Genomic DNA, 16864 nt, shown 5'->3' on the forward strand with positions numbered 1-16864 from the left:
TCACCTGCCGGAGGTCGTGGGAGCGGTTGCGGGCGGGGCGGACGCGGTCGGGCCGCCGGCGGTGCCGGTGGGGCCCGTACCGGCGGTCGCGGGGGTGCCGGCCGGCGTGCCCGTGCCCGTCGGCGGCCCCGGGGAGGCCGTGGCGGCGGGCGGCGCGCCCGTCGTGGCGGAGGCCGTCGGCGTCGGGCTCGGCTTCGGGAAGGGGGCGGCGGAGGGGCGGCCGAGGACCTTGCCGTCCGGGCCGAGGAAGGCGGGGCTGCCGCCGGGGACCATGCCGAGCTCGCGGGCCCGCCGCTCCAGGGCGTCGGGGGCCGCGTAGTGGTCCACGTCCCGCTGGAGCGCCTGCTCCTCGTCGGTGAGCTCGGTGGTCCTGTTCTTCAGCTCGTTCAGCTCGAAGGAGCCCTGGTTGAGCGCCGAGTTCAGCAGGAGCAGGCTGATCAGGCCGCCGCCGAGCAGGACGACGACGAGCAGGACGAAGGGGGTGCGGGCGGCCGTGCTGGGCCCCGACGGCATGAGCCGTCCGAGCCGCGCGGCCCGCCCTTTGAGCGGCCCCTTCGCCGTGCTCACAGGACGTCTTCCCGGATGCGCTCGGCGCCCCGCAGCCGGGCCGGTGCGGCGCGCCGGTTCTCGGCGACCTCCTCCTCGGTGGGCAGTTCGGCGCCGCGGGTGAGCAGCTTGAGGCGGGGCTGGTACTTCTCGGGGACGACCGGCAGGCCGGGCGGGGCGGTGGTGGCCGCGCCGGCCGCGAAGACCTGCTTGACGATCCGGTCCTCCAGGGACTGGTACGAGAGGACGGCGATCCGGCCGCCGACGGCGAGGGCCTTCACGGCCGCCGGGACCGCCTTCTCGACGCTGTCGAGTTCGCGGTTGACCTCGATGCGCAGGGCCTGGAAGGTGCGCTTGGCCGGGTTGCCGCCGGTGCGCTTGGCGGCCTGGGGCAGGGCGTCGCGGATGAGTTCGACGAGCCGGGCGCTGGTGGTGAACGGCTCCTTCTCGCGCTCGCGCACGATCGCGGAGACGATCCGCTTGGCCTGCTTCTCCTCGCCGTACGCGCGCAGGATGCGGACCAGTTCGCCGGGCGGGTAGGTGTTGAGGACCTCGGCCGCGCCGATGCCGGTCGACTGGTCCATGCGCATGTCGAGCGGGGCGTCCTGGGCGTAGGCGAAGCCGCGGTCGGCCTCGTCCAGCTGCATGGAGGAGACGCCCAGGTCGAAGAGGACGCCGTCCACCCCCGGGATGCCGAGCCGGTCGAGGACCTCGGGCAGCTCGTCGTACACCGCGTGGACGAGGGTGGCCCGCTCCCCGTAAGGGGAGAGCCGTTCGCCGGCGAGCCGCAGGGCCTCCTTGTCCCGGTCGAGGGCGACGAGCCGCACCTCGGGGAACCTCTTCAGCAGGGCCTCGCTGTGGCCGCCGAGCCCCAGGGTGCAGTCGACGACGACCGCGCCGGGGCGCTCCAGGGCGGGGGCCAACATGTCCAGGCACCGCTGGAGCATCACCGGGACGTGTCGGTCGTTGCTCAATGCGCCCTCTCAATTCGGGCACGGGGGCACGTACCGCCGGGTCCCCGCCCGCTCGCCGGGGAGAAGCGGTCGTCCGGCGCCGGAGGGGCGCGTCGGCCGACCGGCGAGCGGAAGGAGGCCGAGCCGTGGGTACCGCCGCGCACACGGGGGAGAAACCGCGGAAATCGCTCGTTGTCTCCGTGAACTTCGCGCCACTTTAGTCCACGGGACCCGCCGGTCAATCAACCCGCTGGCGCGTCGCACGGCCCCGGCGGTCCCGGCGGACATTCCGGGCGGCTCACTCGTTCGGAGCGCGCCGCTCCCCTCCTGTGGATTACCTCACAACAAGGTTCATTGACGTTCTTTGTCCCCTCTCACAGCGGGCCGCGGGGGGCGGTGCCCGTTAACGTCTGAACCATGACGACCTCCGCGCACCCCGCCGCCGAAGCCGTACCGACCGCTTCCACGGTCACCGACCGCCTCGTCGAGGCGAACGAACGCTACGCCTCCGACTTCACCGACCCGGGGATGGACGCGCGCCCCGTGCTGCGCGTCGCCGTCGTCGCCTGCATGGACGCCCGTCTCGACCTGCACGCGGCCCTCGGCCTCGAACTCGGCGACTGCCACACCATCCGCAACGCGGGCGGCGTGGTCACCGACGACGTGATCCGCTCCCTCACCATCAGCCAGCGCGCCCTGAAGACGCGCAGCGTGGTCCTGATCCACCACACCGGCTGCGGTCTGGAGTCGCTCACCGAGGAGTTCCGGCACGAGCTGGAGATGGAGGTCGGCCAGCGTCCGGCCTGGGCGGTCGAGGCCTTCCGCGACGTGGACCAGGACGTCCGGCAGTCGATGCAGCGGGTGCGGACCTCCCCCTTCCTGCTGCACACCGACGACGTGCGGGGCTTCGTCTTCGACGTGACGACCGGCCTGCTGCGCGAGATCGACCCGTCGGACGCCCCCTCCGCCGACCAGGCCTGACGACCGGGCCCAACCGGCCGGACCTGGTCGACCGGGCTCGGCCGGCCGGGCTTAACGGTCGAAACTCCGGCATTTCCTCCGTACTTGCCGGCAGCCGAGTGACACGACCCGGCCGCGCCAACAAGAATGCCCGGGTGGACACCCCCCGAACATCCTGCCGGGGGCAGGTGTCCGTGTGTTTCGGAAGGCCGAGGAGGGCCGGGTGACGACCTATGACGATCGAGCGAGCCTCACTGATCTGACCGCCACTGCGGAGCGCGTCCGCAGGTCGGTGGAGAGTGTGATCGAGGGCAAGCCCGAGGTCGTACGGCTTTCGCTGACCGTGCTGCTCGCCGAGGGACACCTCCTGATCGAGGACGTCCCCGGCGTCGGCAAGACCATGCTGGCCAAGACCCTGGCCCGGTCCATCGACTGCTCGGTGCGCCGCATCCAGTTCACCCCCGACCTGCTGCCCTCGGACGTCACGGGCGTGTCGATCTTCGACCAGCAGCGCCGGGAGTTCGAGTTCAAGCCGGGCGCGATCTTCGCCCAGATCGTGATCGGCGACGAGATCAACCGCGCCTCGCCGAAGACCCAGTCCGCGCTCCTGGAGTCCATGGAGGAGCGGCAGGTCACCATCGACGGGCAGACGTACGAGCTGCCCAGCCCGTTCATGGTGGTGGCCACGCAGAACCCGGTCGAGATGGAGGGCACCTACCCGCTGCCCGAGGCCCAGCGCGACCGCTTCATGGCCCGGGTCTCCATCGGCTACCCGAGCGCCGAGGCCGAGTTCCAGATGCTCGACGTGCACGGCGCGGTCAACCCGCTGGACGACCTCCAGCCGGTCGCGCACGCCCACGACGTCCTGAAGCTGATCGAGGCGGTGCGCGCGGTGCACGTCGCCGACTCCGTACGCCGGTACGCGGTCGACCTGGTCGCCGCCACCCGCACCCACCCCGACCTGCGGCTCGGCGCCTCCCCGCGCGCCACGCTCCACCTGCTGCGGGCCGCCCGGGCCTCCGCCGCGCTCAGCGGCCGCGAGTACGTGCTCCCCGACGACCTGCAGGCCCTCGCCGCGCCCGTCCTCGCCCACCGGCTGCTCCCGACGGCGCAGGCCCAGCTGAACCGCCGCACCGCCGAGCAGGTCGTCCACGACATCCTGCAGCGCACCCCCGTCCCGGCCGCGGCCCCGCCCGCCGGGCCGCTCTACGGCCAGCAGCCCGGCGCCCGGCGGCTGTGATGGCCGGCACCGCCGTGCCGGACGGGCCGCGGGGCGACGACGACCGGGGCGGACTGCGGGCCGCCCTGAGCGGCCTCACCACCCGCGGCCGGTCCTTCCTCGCCGCCGGGGTGGCCGCCGCCGTCTGCGCGTACGTCCTCGGCCAGGCCGACCTGCTGCGCGTCGGACTGCTGCTCGCCGTCCTGCCGCTGATCTGCGTCCTCGTGCTGCACCGGACCCGCTACCGGGTCGCGACCTCGCGCCTGCTCACCCCCCAGCGGGTGGAGACGGGCACCGAGGCCCGGGTCCGGCTGCGGATGGAGAACGTCTCCAAGCTGCCCACCGGACTGCTCATGCTCCAGGACCACGTGCCGTACATGCTGGGGTCCCGGCCCCGCTTCGTCCTCGACCGGGTCGAGGCCGGCGGGCGGCGCGAGGTCTCCTACCGGGTCCGCTCGGACCTGCGCGGCCGCTTCCCGCTCGGGCCGCTCCAGCTGCGGCTGAGCGACCCCTTCGGAATGTGCGAGCTGACCCGCTCCTTCAGCGCGTACGACACCCTCACCGTGGTGCCCAGGACCGAGGCCCTGCCGCCGGTCGAGCTCTTCGGCGAGGCCGCCGGGTACGGCGAGGGGCGGCAGCGCACGCTCGCCCTCGCCGGCGACGACGACGTCATCCCCCGCGCCTACCGCCACGGCGACGACCTGCGCCGGGTGCACTGGCGCTCCACCGCCCGCTACGGCGAGCTGATGGTCCGCCGCGAGGAGCAGCCGCAGCGGGCCCGCTGCACCGTCCTGCTCGACACCCGCGGGGTCGCCTACCGGGGCGCGGGCCCCGACTCCGCCTTCGAGTGGGCGGTCTCCGGCGCCGCCTCCGCGCTCGTCCACATGCTGGAGCGCGGCTACACGGTCCGGCTGCTCACCGACACCGGCAGCGCGTTCCCCGGCGAGGGCGCCGAGGGCTTCGGCGGGGCGGTGCAGGACCCGGCCGACTCGGCCGGCCTGATGATGGACGCCCTCGCGGTCGTGGACCACTCCGAGGGGGCCGGTCTCTCGCGCGCCTCCGACGTGCTGCGGGCCGGCGGCGACGAACTGCTCGTCGCCTTCCTCGGCGACCTCGACGAGGAGCAGGCCTCGTTCGTCGCCCGGGCCCGGGGGCGCTCCGGCGCGGCCGTCGCCTTCGTCCTGGACTCCGGCGCCTGGCTGAACGGCCGTCCGGCCCCCGGGGCGGCCGGGGACCGGGTGCGGCAGCTGCGCGAGGCGGGCTGGACGGCGATCGCCGTGCCGCCCGGGGCGCGGCTCGCCGACCTGTGGCAGCAGGCGGCCGGCGTCCGCGCGGAGGCCGCCGCCGACACCCCCTACGGAGGATGGGCATGAGCGGGCGCGCACGGCTGACGCTGGTCTCCTGGGCCGCCACCCTGATGGCGGCCGGGGCCCTGCTCCCGCTGGTCAGACCGGCGACCTGGATCTTCACGGCGGCCTTCGTGCTCGCCCTGGTGAGCGGGGCGGGCACGCTGGCGCGGCGGGCGCCGCTCGCCGCGCCGGTGACCGTCCTCGCCCAGACGGCGGTCGCGCTGCTCGCGCTGACCGCGGTCTTCGCCCACGAGCAGGCGGTCCTCTGGCTCCTGCCCGGTCCGGAGGCCGTGTCGCACGCCGTCGACCTGTTCCGGGCGGGCGCCGAGGACGTCGGGCGGTACGCGGCCCCCGCCCCGGACACCGAGGGCATCCGGTTGATGCTGGTCGGCGGCGTGGTCGTGATCGGGCTCCTGGTGGACGCCCTCGCGGTCACCTTCCGCAGGGCGGCCCCGGCCGGTCTGCCGCTGCTCGCCCTGTACTCGGTGGCGGCCGGTCTCTCCGGCGGCGGCGCGGGCCGGCTCTGGTTCCTCCTGGCGGGCACCGGCTATCTGCTGCTGCTCCTCGCCGAGGGCCGGGACCGGCTCTCGCGGTGGGGGCGGGTCTTCGGCGGCGCCCAGCGCACCGGCCGGCCCGGCACCACCGTCGGCAGCGGTGCCCAGAGCTTCGCGCCGGTCCGCACCGGGCGCCGGATCGGGGCCGTGGCCCTGGGGGTCGCGCTCGTGGTGCCGTTCGCGCTGCCCGGTCTGAGCGGCGGCCTGCTCGCGGGCGGCGGGGGCGGCGAGGGGTCCGGGGGCGCCGGCAAGGGAGGCACGATCTCCACCGTGAACCCGCTGGTCTCCCTCCAGGACGACCTGCGCCAGCAGGAGGACCGGGAGGTCCTGCGCTACCGGACCAACGCGGTCGACACCAGCGGCATGTATCTGCGGCTGGTCGCGCTCGACCAGTTCGACGGCCTCTCGTGGAAGTCCTCGGTCCGCCCGGTCGTGGACGTGCCGGAGCGGCTGCCGTGGCCGGAGGGGCTCGCGCAGGACGTCCGGGTCACCGAGGTGACCGGCAACTTCGTCGCCTCCGGGAACTACGAGCAGAAGTGGCTGCCGATGCCGTTCCCGGCCTCCCGGGTGGACGTCGAGGGGCGCTGGCGGTACGAGCCGGCCGGCCGGATGCTGGTCGGCGACGACAAGCAGACCACCCGGGGCGCCCGCTACCAGGTCACCAGCCTGGACGTGCGGCCGACGGCGGAACGGCTGGCCGCCGCCGGGCCCGCCCCGGAGGAGCTGCGCCGCGAGTACACCAAGGTGCCCTCGTCGCTGCCGGGCGACGTGAAGGCGACGGCCCTGGAGGTCACCCGGGACGCGCGCAACGACTACGAGCGGGCCGTGAGGCTCCAGGACTGGTTCGCCCGGGACGGCGGCTTCCGCTACGACGTGGACGTGCAGTCCGGCACGGGGGCGCAGGCGGTCTCCCGTTTCCTGAAGGACAAGGAGGGCTTCTGCGTCCACTTCTCCTTCTCGATGGCGGCGATGGCCCGCACGCTCGGGATCCCTGCGCGGGTGGCCGTGGGCTTCATGCCGGGCACGGCGCAGAGCGACGGATCGGTGTCGGTCGGCATCCGGGACGCGCACGCGTGGCCGGAGCTGTACTTCGAGGGGGCGGGCTGGACGCGGTTCGAGCCGACCCCGCAGCGGGGCTCCACCCCCTCGTACGCCCGGGAGACCACGCCCTCGGGCTCGGCCACCGGGCCCGCGCAGCCGCAGCAGAGCGCCTCGGCGCAGCCGTCCGCCGCGCCGAGCGCCGCGGAGAGCTGCACGCCGCAGATGCGCAGGCTCGGGGAGTGCGGTCCGGAGCAGGCGGCGGTCGAGGCGGCCTCGGACGGCTCCGGTCCGGACCTGATGGGCACGGTCCTGGTCGTCCTGGGCGTGGCCCTGGTCCTGGTCCTGCCGCTGCTTCCGCTGTTCTGGCGGAGCAGGGCCCGCGCCCGGCGGCTGGGGCCGGCCGGGTCGTGGGACGCGGAGGAGGCGGCGGCCGTGCCGTCCGGACCGGCGCCCGCGGACGGGAGGCCCGGGCGGTCCTCGGCGCGGGGTGCAGGGGGGACGGCGGCGCGGACGCTCGCGGTCTGGCGGGAGATCAACGACACGGCCTGGGACTACGGGGTCGAGCCGGACGAGTCGCGGACGCCGCGCGCGGCGGCGGCGCGGATCGTGCGCCTGGGCGAGCTGCGGGGCGAGTCCGCCGACGCGGTGCACCGGGTGGCGCGGGCGGTGGAGGAGGTGCTGTACGCGCCCCGGCCGCAGCCGGTCGCGGGCCTGGCCGAGGAGGCCGGGCGGGTCCGGGCGGGCTTCCACGCGGGCGCGAACCGCCGCACCCGTCTCCGTGCCCTGCTGGCCCCCCGCTCGGCGGTCCGGGTCCGCTGGGCGGCCTCGGCCCGCTGGGCGTCGGCGACGGCCCGCTGGTCGGAGCGCCGCGAGGCCCTGACGGCCCGCTTCCGGCGGGCACCGCACGGGGCGGGCTGAGAGAGCCGAGAAGAAGGGGGAGGCCCATGAGGGCCTCCCCCTTCTTCTCGTACTGCTCGTACTGTCACGGGCCGGCGCCACGGACGAGCCCCGGAGCGGGCCGACACGGACGAGCCCCGCAGGGCCGCTGCGCTCGGGAGCGCGGCTCTGCGGGGCTCGGTCGCCGGGGGTGCGGGGCTTCCGCTCAGGGGGCCGTCAGTGGCCGCCGCCCTGTTCGTCGCGGCGGCGCTGCCACCGCTCTTCGATCCGGTTCATCATGGGGCGTCGCTGCCGGGTCTGACGGCCGCCGGCCGCCGTTCCACCCGCAGCCTGCTGCTCACCCGGCTTCGGCGCCTTGCGCCATCCGGTGACCGCCAGGACCGCGCAGCCCAGCATGACGAGGAATCCCACCACGCTGATCCAGATCTGCTGTGCGACCATTCCGGCCATGAGGAGCGCGATACCCACCAGGAAGCCGGCGACTGCCTGGTAAACCCGTCGCCGGGTGTACGTACGCAGTCCGCTTCCCTCGAGCGCTGTCGCGAACTTGGGATCTTCGGCGTACAGCGCTCGCTCCATCTGCTCGAGCATTCGCTGCTCGTGCTCCGAGAGCGGCACGGAGTCCTCCTAGTCGTCGGCCGCGGGGGCGACCGGTTTGCGGCCCTTTCAGGATAGGCAGGGAATCGCCCCCGTGAAACCCGCCCACAATGCCGAATAGCCAATCCGGGCCGCCATGCGGATCGGTTGCTGAGGCGTTGATTCCCCGGGGCCCCGTCCGTCATGCCGGATGGTGTCCCCCGATCATACGGGGCCGGGGCCCGGACCGGGCGTGCTGTGGCGTACTCCATGGAGCGCCGCGGCCCGAACCGCCGAACGGGTGGCCTCCCGGATCAGGCCCGCTTCTCGCCGAGGACGTGCAGCTGGGTGGCGACGGCGTGGAAGGAGGGCAGTTCGGCGGCGGCGGCCTCCAGCTTGAGGAGGGCCTCGGCCGCGCCCGGCTCGGTGTCGACCAGGACGCCGGGGACGAGGTCGGCGAAGACCCGGACGCCGTGCACGGCGCCGACCTCCAGGCCGGCCCCGTCGGCCAGCTCGGCCAGCTGCTCGGCGGTGAAGCGCCGGGGCACGGGGTCGCCCGCGCCCCAGCGGCCCGCCGGGTCGGTGAGGGCGTGCCGGGCCTCGGTGAAGTGCCCGGCGAGGGCGCGGGCCAGGACGGCGCCGCCGACCCCGGCGGCGAGCAGGCTGAGGCTGCCGCCGGGCCGGAGCGCGGCGACCGCGTTGCGCACGCCCTCGGCGGGGTCGTCCACGTACTCCAGGACGCCGTGGCAGAGCACGGCGTCGTACCCCTCGCGCCCGACCACGTCGAAGAGGCCCCGGACGTCGCCCTGGACGCCGCTGACGAGGTCGGCGACGCCGGCCTCGGCGGCCCGGCGCTCCAGCGCGAAGAGCGCGTTGGGGCTGGGGTCCACGACGGTGACCCGGTGGCCGAGGCGGGCCACCGGCACCGCGAAGTTCCCGGAGCCGCCGCCCGTGTCGAGGACGTCGAGGGCGTCCTTCCCGGTGGCCTCGACCCGGCGGTCGAGGGCGTCCTTGAGGACGTCCCAGACGACGGCGGTGCGCAGGGAGGCGCGCGACGGGCGGGAGGTCGCCTCTCGACCGAAGGCGGGGGAAGGGTCCGGCACGGCTGTTGACTCCTCGGTGACGGGTACGGACCTCCCACCCTATGGCCTCGGTCGCGCCTTTCGGATCATCCTCCCGAGTCGTCGTCCCCGGGGCCGCGGGGCAGCACCGGGCGGAGGGCGAGCAGCCGCTCGACCAGGCGGGAGAAGTGCTCGGCGTCCCTGAGGAGGTCGTCGGCCTCCCTGGGGGTGGCGGCGCTCGTGATGCCCGCCTCGGCGCGGGCCCTGCGCGGCGCTCCGGCGGCGAAGTGGGCGCTCCACTCGGCCAGCTCGGGTGCCAGCTCGGCGAGCAGCTCCCAGGCGGTCCGTATGCGCTCCTTGCGGCGGGGTACGGGGTCGGGCGTGCCCCGGGCGGCGAGCACGGCGGCGGCGGCGCGCAGGGCGGCGAGGTGGGCGGTGGCGTACCGCTCGTGGGGGCGGTCGAGGGCGGCGGCCTCGGCGAGTCCGGCGCGGGACTTGGCGAGGAGGTCGAGGGCGGCGGGCGGGGCGGCGGTGCGGCGGGAGACGGGGTGGATGTCGGAAGCGGGTCCGGGGTGCGCGGGAACGGGGTGGCGCCCGGGCGCGGCTGCCGTGGACGGATGTGCCATGACGAAGCCTCCTGTCGTCGCGTGACGGCGTTGCGGCCGTATGTGTTCATCGTGCCCACCCCCACTGACAATCACGCTGACCTGCGGTTTTGCGAAGGAGTTCGCTACAGGGGTAGTTTTTGAACTGACCGGTCAGTTCAAAAATGGGGAATGGGGGTGGGCCCGTGGGCGCGGAAGCCGGGGAACAGCCGCACGGCGCCGCCGTCGTCGCGGACGGCTTCGGACTGAAGGGACCGCGGGGCTGGGCCTTCCGGAAGGTGACCTTCCGGGCGGAGCCGGGCTCGCTGGTGGCGATCGAGGGACCGTCGGGCTCGGGGCGCACCTGTCTGCTCCTCGCGCTCACCGGCCGGATGCGGGCCAAGGAGGGGCACGCCGAGGTCGGCGGCCTCCCGCTGCCCCGGAGGATGGCCGCGGTGCGCCGGATCAGCGCGCTGGGCCAGGTCCCCGGCGTCAACGAGTTGGACCCCGCCTTCACGGTCGCGGAGCACCTGCGCGAGCGGGCGCTGCTCCAGCGCCGCTTCGACGGCTCCGTACGGGCGCTGCTGCGGCGCCCCGGCACGCGGGCGGCGGAGACCCGGGCCCGGATCGAGGAGGCCGTGGCGGCCGCGGGGCTCGACCTCGACGCCCTGCCGAAGGGCGGGCGGACCTCCGTACGGGACCTGGAGCGGCTCGAAGCGCTGCGGCTCTCGATCGCCCTCGCCCTGATCGGGCGCCCCCGGCTGCTCGCCGTGGACGACACGGACCTGAAGCTCTCGGACGCGGCCCGGACCGAGGTGTGGGAGCTCCTGCGCTCCCTGACCGCGTCCGGGACGACCGTCCTCGCCGTCTGCAGCGAGGCCCCGGAGGACGCCCTGCGGATCACCACGCTCGCCGCGGAGGAGGTCGGGGAGCCGGAAGCCTCCGAGGAACACGAGGCACCGGAAGCCCCGGAGAAGACCGAGACGCCCGAGGCACCGGAAGCCCCGGGAAAGACCCGGGCGGACCGCACCGGCACCGGCACGGAAACCGGCACCGATACCGATACCGACACCGACACCACCGCGTCCACGACCGAGGAGGGGGCGGACGATGCGCTCGCCGAAACTGGCCGCTCTTGAGCTGAGGCGCTTCGGCAGGGGCAGGCTGCCGCGCGCCGCGCTCGTCGCGGTCCTGCTGCTGCCGCTGCTGTACGGCGCCCTGTACCTGTACTCGTTCTGGGACCCGTACAGCCGGCTCGACAGGATCCCCGTCGCCCTCGTCAACGAGGACCGGGGCGCCACCGCCGACGGCAGGCGGATCAACGCCGGCGACGACATCACGAAGGGGCTCCTGGAGAGCGAGACCTTCGCGTGGCACCGGGTGAGCGACGAGGAGGCGCGCAAGGGCGTCGAGAACGGGACGTACTACCTGTCCCTGACCATGCCCGGCGACTTCAGCACGCGCATCGCCTCCAGCTCCGGCGACTCCCCCGAGACCGGCGCCCTGCGGGTGCGGACGAACGACGCGAACAACTACATCGTCGGGCAGATCTCCCGGACGGTCTTCTCCGAGGTGCGCGCCGCGGCCTCCACCAAGTCCTCGCGCACCTTCCTCGACAAGATCTTCATCTCCTTCTCCGACATCCACGACGCCACCGAGAAGGCCGCCAAGGGCGCGGCCGACCTCAAGCAGGGCGTGGACAAGGCCAAGAAGGGCTCCAAGAGCCTGGCGGACGGCCTCGGGGACGCCAAGACCGGCAGCGGCGACCTGGCCGAGGGCCTGAAGAAGCTCGACAAGGGCGCCAAGGAGCTGGAGAGCGGTTCCCGCAAGGTCGCGAACGGCACCCAGTCGCTCGCCGACAAGGTGAACGGCACCGCCGACAAGGTCCGCCCCTACCTGGCGAACAACGGCAGGTCGATCCGCGACACGGCCCGGCTGGTCTCCGACTCGGCCACCGCCGTCCAGCACAACCTGGACGTCCTGGTGAAGCGGGGCCCCCAGCTCCGCACCGCCGCGCACAAGGCCGACGCCGAGCTGGCCACCCTGCACCGCGAGGAGTGCGTGGAGGCCCCGGAGCCCGACGCGCGCGCGTGCAAGGTCCTCCAGCGGGCCGCGGTCACCGCCGGCGACGTGGCCGTCATCGCGGACGACGTGCACGAGCTGACCAAGGACAGCAACGGCGACCTGAAGACGCTGAACGCGCGCCTGGTCACGCTCAAGAAGCAGGCCGACGAGCTGGCCGCCCGCGCCCCGCACCTCGACCAGGACGTCGCGGACGCCATCCGGAAGATCAACGAGCTGAACGCGGGCGCCAAGAAGGTCGCGGCCGGCGCGGAGAAGCTGCACACCGGCATCGGCGAGGCGAAGACCGGCTCGGTGAACCTCGACGCCGGCGTCGGCAAGCTCAAGAAGGGCGCCGGCGATCTGGACGGCGGCCTGTTCAAGCTGGCCGACGGCTCCGGCGAGCTGGCCGGCGGGCTGCGCGACGGGGTCGGGCAGATCCCGGACTACGACCAGCAGGCCCGCGACAAGCGCACGGAGGTCATGGCCGACCCGGTGCGGCTCGCCTCCCAGTCGATGCACAAGGCGCCGAACTACGGCACCGGCTTCGCCCCGTACTTCATCCCGCTCTCCCTCTGGGTCGGCGCGATGGTCGCGTACATGATCATCCAGCCGCTGAACCGGCGCGCGCTCGCCGCGGGCGGCTCCGCCTGGCGGATCGCCCTCGCGGGCTGGCTGCCGGTGGCGGCGATCGGGCTCCTCCAGGTCGCGGCCCTGATGTCGGTGCTGCACTGGGGCCTCGGCCTCCAGATGGCGCGGGCGGCCGGCACGGTCGGCTTCCTCGCCCTGGTCACCTGCTGCTTCACCGCGATCGTCCAGTGGTTCAACGCCCGCTTCGGCGCGGCGGGCCGGATCCTGGTGCTCGCCGCCCTGATGCTCCAGCTGACCTCGGCGGGCGGCACCTACCCCGTCCAGACCAGCCCGGCCTTCTTCAACGCGATCCACCCCTTCCTGCCCATGACGTACGTGGTCGAGTCGCTGCGCCGGCTGATCACGGGCGGCGGGCTCGAACCCGTCTGGCAGTCCTGCGCGGTCCTGGCGGCGTTCACCCTGGGCGCCCTGGCCCTGACCGCCGTCTCGGCCCGCAGGCGGCAGGTCTGGACGCTGGACCGGCTCCACCCCGAACTGACCCTGTGAGACGGGGCCGGCACCACCCGTGACACCTGTGAGAATCGACCCCATGGACAGCAGCAGCACCCGACGCCAGGCCACGCGCGCGAAGCTCTACGAAGCGGCCGTCACGCTCATCGCGGAGCAGGGCTTCTCCGCGACGACGGTGGACGAGATCGCCGAGCGGGCCGGCGTGGCCAAGGGCACGGTCTACTACAACTTCAAGAGCAAGACCGAGCTCTTCGAGGAGCTGCTGCGCCACGGGGTGTCGCTGCTCACCGCCTCCCTGCGCTCGGCGGCCGAGGAGACCGCCGGGCGCGGCGGGAGCCGGGTCGACGCGCTGGACGCGATGATCCGGGCGGGCCTCGTCTTCATCGACCGCTACCCGGCCTTCACCCAGCTGTACGTGGCCGAGCTCTGGCGCACCAACCGGGCCTGGAACTCCACGCTCCTGGTGGTCCGCCAGGAGGCGGTCGCGGTGGTCGAGGGGGTACTGCGCGAGGGGGTCGAGGCCGGGGAGCTGAACGAGGAGATCGACGTCCAGCTGACGGCGGCGGCGCTGGTCGGCATGGTGCTCGTGGCGGCGCTCGACTGGCAGGCCTTCCAGAGCGAGCGCTCCCTCGACGACGTCCACGCGGCCCTCTCCCGGCTGCTGCACGGGCGGGTGGGCGGCCGCTAGGAACACCGGGCACGCGCACGCGTGGGCACGGAAAAGCACCCGGGCACGGAAGAAGCCGGTGCGGTGGGGCTCGATCCCCCCGAGCCTCGCCGCACCGGCTTCCCGTCGCACCCCCCGTACCGGAAGGCGCACCCCCGTGCCCCCGTGCCTTCCGTCACCGGCAGGTGCGCGGCCCCGTTCCGCCGCCCCGTGCCGGCGGTTCCGGAGCCGCGCCCCTTCCGTGGGCTCCACTCTCTCCTCCGCGCCCCGCCGGGCCCATCCGCGCGCCTACTCATCTCGCGCCCTAGGTACGGATACTCAGTCCTGGTTACGATCGCGGGCGTGTCCGTACTCCCCCTGGTGTTCACCAGCGGCTGGGCGAGCGGGATCAACGCGTACGCGGTGGTCCTGCTGTTCGGCCTCTTCGGCGCGACCGGGCTGACCGACGAGGTGCCCGAGTCCCTGCAGCGCACCGACGTCCTCGTCGTCGCGGGCGTGCTGTTCCTGTGCGAGGCGGTGGCGGACAAGATCCCGTACGTCGACTCGGTGTGGGACTCCGTCCACACCGTGATCCGGCCGGTCGCGGGGGCCGTGGTCGGCGCCCTGCTCGCCGGGCAGGACGGGTCGCTGCCGGAGCTGGCGGCGGCCGCGGTCGGCGGTTCGACGGCCCTCCTGAGCCACTTCGTCAAGGCGGGGACGAGGATGGCGGTCAACACCTCGCCGGAGCCGTTCTCGAACGTCGGGGTGAGTCTGGCGGAGGACCTCGGGGTGGCGGCGGTCGTCACCTTCGCGCTCTTCCATCCGGTGGCCGCGGCGGTCGTCGCGGGCGTCCTGCTGCTCCTCGGCCTGGTGATACTGGTCTTCCTCGCGCAGCGGATCCGGCGCTTCCTGCGCCGCAGGTCCCAGCGCCGGGAGGAGAAGCGGATCGCCGCCGGGACCCGTACCCCTCCCCCGCCCGACGACGGGCCGCGGCGCCCCTGACCTCTCCCCGGGGGTGTCGGAGGGGCCGGATAGGCTCGCCGGCATGGCACGGATTGTGGTGATCGGCGCGGGACTCGGCGCCATGGCGGCGGCGGCCCGGCTGGCCGTGGCGGGCCACCGGGTGACGGTGTACGAGCAGGGGGCGACGTACGGCGGCGCGGTGGGCCGGTTCGCGCGGGACGGCTTCGCCTTCGACACGGGCCCGGGGCTGCTGCACCTGCCCGCCGTCTACCGGGACCTGTTCGTGAAGACCGGCAAGGAGCCCCTGGAGGAGTGCGTCGCGCTGACGCAGGTCGACCCGGCGGCCCGTCACGTCTTCGCCGACGGTACGCGCGTGGACCTGCCGAACGCCTCCCGGGCCGGCACGGTCGCCGCCCTGGACGCGGCGCTCGGCGCGGGCGCGGGCGAGCGCTGGGGCGACTTCCTGACCCGGGCCCGCGAGGCCTGGGACCGCACCCGCCGGCCGCTCCTGGAGGAGCCGCAGCCGGCCGACCCGGCGCCGCTCGCCCGCGAGCCGTACCCGGCCCCCAAGGCGGGCCTGCTGCGCCGCCCCACGAGGACGCTGGCCCAGGTCGGGGCGCGGGAGCTGCGCGATCCCCGGCTCGCCGCCCTGCTCGACGCGTACGCGTGGGCGTACGGCTTCGACCCGGCCGACGCCCCGGCCTCGGCCGCCGTCCTGCCGTACATGGAGCAGACCTTCGGCAGCTGGTACGTGGCCGGGGGCCTGCGGGCGCTGGCCGACGCGGTGTACGAGCGGTGCCGGAAGCGGCGGGTGGAGTTCGTCTTCGACACGCCGGTGGTGGACGTCCTGGAGAAGGACGGCCGGGCGGTCGGCGTGTGGCTGGACGGGGGCGGGGAGGTCGCGGCCGACCACGTGGTCTCCGGGGCCCCCGTGCCGGCGCTCTACCGCGACCAGGTGGTGGAGTGGGAGCGCGGCGAGGACTGGCCCCGCCACCAGGTGCTCGGCACCGGCCGGGTGACGGTCTGTCTGGCGCTGCGCGGCGCGCGGGAGGCGGACGCGGTCCACCGCACGGTGGTGCACGCGGAGGGCGACCGTCCGACGGTGACCGTGCTGCGCCCGGACGACCCGGCGCTGCGGCCGGACGCGGACCACGAGTCGGTGACGGTCACGGCGACCGTCCGCACGACCCCGGGGCAGGAGTGGGAGGCGTTCGCCGACCGGATGGTCGAGGCCGCCGGACAAGCGGTGCCGGGCCTGCGGGACCGGCTGCTGTGGCGGCACGTCCGCACCCCGGAGGACGTACGGCGTGACACCGGCGCCGCCGAGGTGCCCGGGCCCGCGCTCGCCGGGTCGGACGGACGGCTGCTCCCGGCCGCCAACCGCTCGCCGCTGCCGGGCCTGTACTTCGCGGGCGGCTGGTCCCACCCGGGCGGCGGGCTCGCCCACGCGGGCATGTCGGGCGCGCTGGTGGCGGGGCTGATCGTGGAGGGCGCGGACTTCCGCGGCTCGCAGTGACCTTCCGCGGGCCGCGCGGGCCTCAGTACCGGTACTGCTCGTCCTGGTGCGGCTCGTGGCCGTACGGCCCCGGCGCCCGCTGCCCCGGGTCCGGCTCGGTGTCGCGCTGCTGCGGGACCCAGACCCCGCCGGGCGGGGTGTCGTAGGTGTACGAGGGGGCGTAGGGGTCGCCGTAGTACGAGCCGTACTGCTGGGCGTCCGTGCCCGGGCCGATGTACGGGTCGGAGTAGGCGGCGTACTGCTGCTGCCCGGCGGCCCCGTAGTCGTACCCCTGCTGGTGGACGGGCTGCTCGTACCCCTGCTGGTCGTGTCCCGCCCCGTAGGGGGCGTAGGCCGCCGGGTCGTATCCGGCGTCGGCGGGGGCGGTGTCGTGGTCGGTGCCGTAGACCCCGTACTGGCCGGTGTCGTCGGGCATCGGCAGCGGCTCGTAGACCGCCGTGCTCTCGGCGGCCGTCTCCGGGTGCTCCCCGGGGCCGTGGTGGCCGGCGCCCGGCTCGTCGTACGAGAGGTCGGTGACCTCCAGGGTGGGCCCGGCCTGGGCCGGCGCGCCGGACCTGCGGCGGCGGCTGGCGCCCGGGTTGCCGCCGATCGCCCAGCCGGTGGAGAAGCCCCGGCGGAACGAGAGCGTCACGTAGGTCTGGCCGACGGCGAAGGCGAGCGCGCCGGCGACGATCACCGGGACCGAGGGCAGCAGGACGCCCAGGACCACGAAGAGGAAGCCGCAGAAGGCGAGCACGCGCCAGCGCAGCCGCGCCTTGTACTGGAGGAGCACCTCCCCCAGCAGCCACAGCGCGACCACGCCGAACGCGATGTAGAGGACCGTCCACCCCATGCCCC

At 74.7% G+C, this 16864-nt stretch carries 15 protein-coding genes; 9 read left to right on the top strand and 6 right to left on the bottom strand.

Going from position 1 to position 16864, the window contains the following annotated elements:
• Together ftsL and rsmH are read right to left on the bottom strand one after the other, a co-directional pair.
• A complete protein-coding gene (ftsL, locus tag CP977_RS09395) occupies positions 1–567 on the bottom strand; it encodes a cell division protein FtsL (protein WP_109185753.1) in 567 nt (188 codons plus the stop codon).
• Complete coding sequence (gene rsmH / locus CP977_RS09400) at positions 564–1520, bottom strand: 16S rRNA (cytosine(1402)-N(4))-methyltransferase RsmH (RefSeq protein WP_062756482.1); 957 nt, start codon at positions 1518–1520, stop codon at positions 564–566. Before rsmH ends, ftsL begins: the two co-directional genes overlap by 4 nt.
• A gap of 396 nt (positions 1521–1916) precedes the next feature.
• On the opposite strand from rsmH, the gene CP977_RS09405 reads away from it, so the two are divergent.
• The 4 genes from CP977_RS09405 to CP977_RS09420 all read left to right on the top strand — a co-directional run bounded on the left by CP977_RS09405 (position 1917) and on the right by CP977_RS09420 (position 7540).
• A complete protein-coding gene (locus CP977_RS09405) occupies positions 1917–2480 on the top strand; it encodes a beta-class carbonic anhydrase (protein ID WP_152369904.1) in 564 nt (187 codons plus the stop codon).
• Positions 2481–2682: 202 nt separating this feature from the next.
• On the top strand, positions 2683–3699 hold the full coding sequence (locus tag CP977_RS09410; RefSeq protein WP_062756478.1) for an AAA family ATPase: 1017 nt from the start codon (positions 2683–2685) through the stop codon (positions 3697–3699).
• Entirely contained in the window at positions 3699–5051 is a 1353-nt protein-coding gene (locus CP977_RS09415; RefSeq protein WP_062756476.1) for a DUF58 domain-containing protein, read from the top strand. Before CP977_RS09410 ends, CP977_RS09415 begins: the two co-directional genes overlap by 1 nt.
• Positions 5048–7540, top strand: a complete 2493-nt coding sequence (locus CP977_RS09420; RefSeq protein WP_152369905.1) for a transglutaminase TgpA family protein — start codon at positions 5048–5050, stop codon at positions 7538–7540. Before CP977_RS09415 ends, CP977_RS09420 begins: the two co-directional genes overlap by 4 nt.
• A 195-nt stretch (positions 7541–7735) precedes the next feature.
• On the opposite strand, the gene CP977_RS09425 is transcribed toward CP977_RS09420, so the two are convergent.
• The 3 genes from CP977_RS09425 to CP977_RS09435 form a co-directional block, all read right to left on the bottom strand.
• On the bottom strand, positions 7736–8137 hold the full coding sequence (locus CP977_RS09425; protein WP_062756474.1) for a DUF3040 domain-containing protein: 402 nt from the start codon (positions 8135–8137) through the stop codon (positions 7736–7738).
• 272 nt (positions 8138–8409) lie between these two features.
• Positions 8410–9198 carry a methyltransferase gene (locus CP977_RS09430; RefSeq protein ID WP_152369906.1) on the bottom strand — a complete coding sequence of 263 codons (789 nt, stop codon included), beginning with the start codon at positions 9196–9198 and terminating at the stop codon, positions 8410–8412.
• Between the two features lie 65 nt (positions 9199–9263).
• On the bottom strand, positions 9264–9782 hold the full coding sequence (locus CP977_RS09435) for an SAV_6107 family HEPN domain-containing protein (protein WP_109185755.1): 519 nt from the start codon (positions 9780–9782) through the stop codon (positions 9264–9266).
• A gap of 143 nt (positions 9783–9925) precedes the next feature.
• Here CP977_RS09435 and CP977_RS09440 point away from each other — a divergent pair, with 143 nt between their 5' ends.
• From CP977_RS09440 to CP977_RS09460, 5 genes are all read left to right on the top strand, one after another.
• Positions 9926–10879: an ATP-binding cassette domain-containing protein gene (locus CP977_RS09440; RefSeq protein WP_152369907.1), complete on the top strand. Its 954-nt coding sequence runs from the start codon at positions 9926–9928 to the stop codon at positions 10877–10879.
• Complete coding sequence (locus tag CP977_RS09445; RefSeq protein ID WP_152369908.1) at positions 10851–12938, top strand: YhgE/Pip family protein; 2088 nt, start codon at positions 10851–10853, stop codon at positions 12936–12938. The genes CP977_RS09440 and CP977_RS09445 overlap by 29 nt, the downstream gene beginning before the upstream one ends.
• Positions 12939–12981: 43 nt before the next feature.
• Positions 12982–13590 carry a TetR/AcrR family transcriptional regulator gene (locus CP977_RS09450; protein WP_062756464.1) on the top strand — a complete coding sequence of 203 codons (609 nt, stop codon included), beginning with the start codon at positions 12982–12984 and terminating at the stop codon, positions 13588–13590.
• A 321-nt stretch (positions 13591–13911) separates the two neighbouring features.
• Positions 13912–14550, top strand: a complete 639-nt coding sequence (locus CP977_RS09455; RefSeq protein WP_062756462.1) for a DUF4126 domain-containing protein — start codon at positions 13912–13914, stop codon at positions 14548–14550.
• Positions 14551–14593: 43 nt separating this feature from the next.
• Positions 14594–16027, top strand: a complete 1434-nt coding sequence (locus CP977_RS09460; RefSeq protein WP_183953173.1) for a phytoene desaturase family protein — start codon at positions 14594–14596, stop codon at positions 16025–16027.
• A 22-nt stretch (positions 16028–16049) separates the two neighbouring features.
• Here the strand turns inward: CP977_RS09460 and CP977_RS09465 are convergent, their stop codons facing one another.
• Positions 16050–16859 carry a hypothetical protein gene (locus tag CP977_RS09465; protein ID WP_152369909.1) on the bottom strand — a complete coding sequence of 270 codons (810 nt, stop codon included), beginning with the start codon at positions 16857–16859 and terminating at the stop codon, positions 16050–16052.
• Positions 16860–16864 lie beyond the last annotated feature (5 nt).

Origin of the sequence: Streptomyces cinereoruber, from assembly GCF_009299385.1 — a bacterium.
Taxonomy (GTDB): domain Bacteria; phylum Actinomycetota; class Actinomycetes; order Streptomycetales; family Streptomycetaceae; genus Streptomyces; species Streptomyces bikiniensis.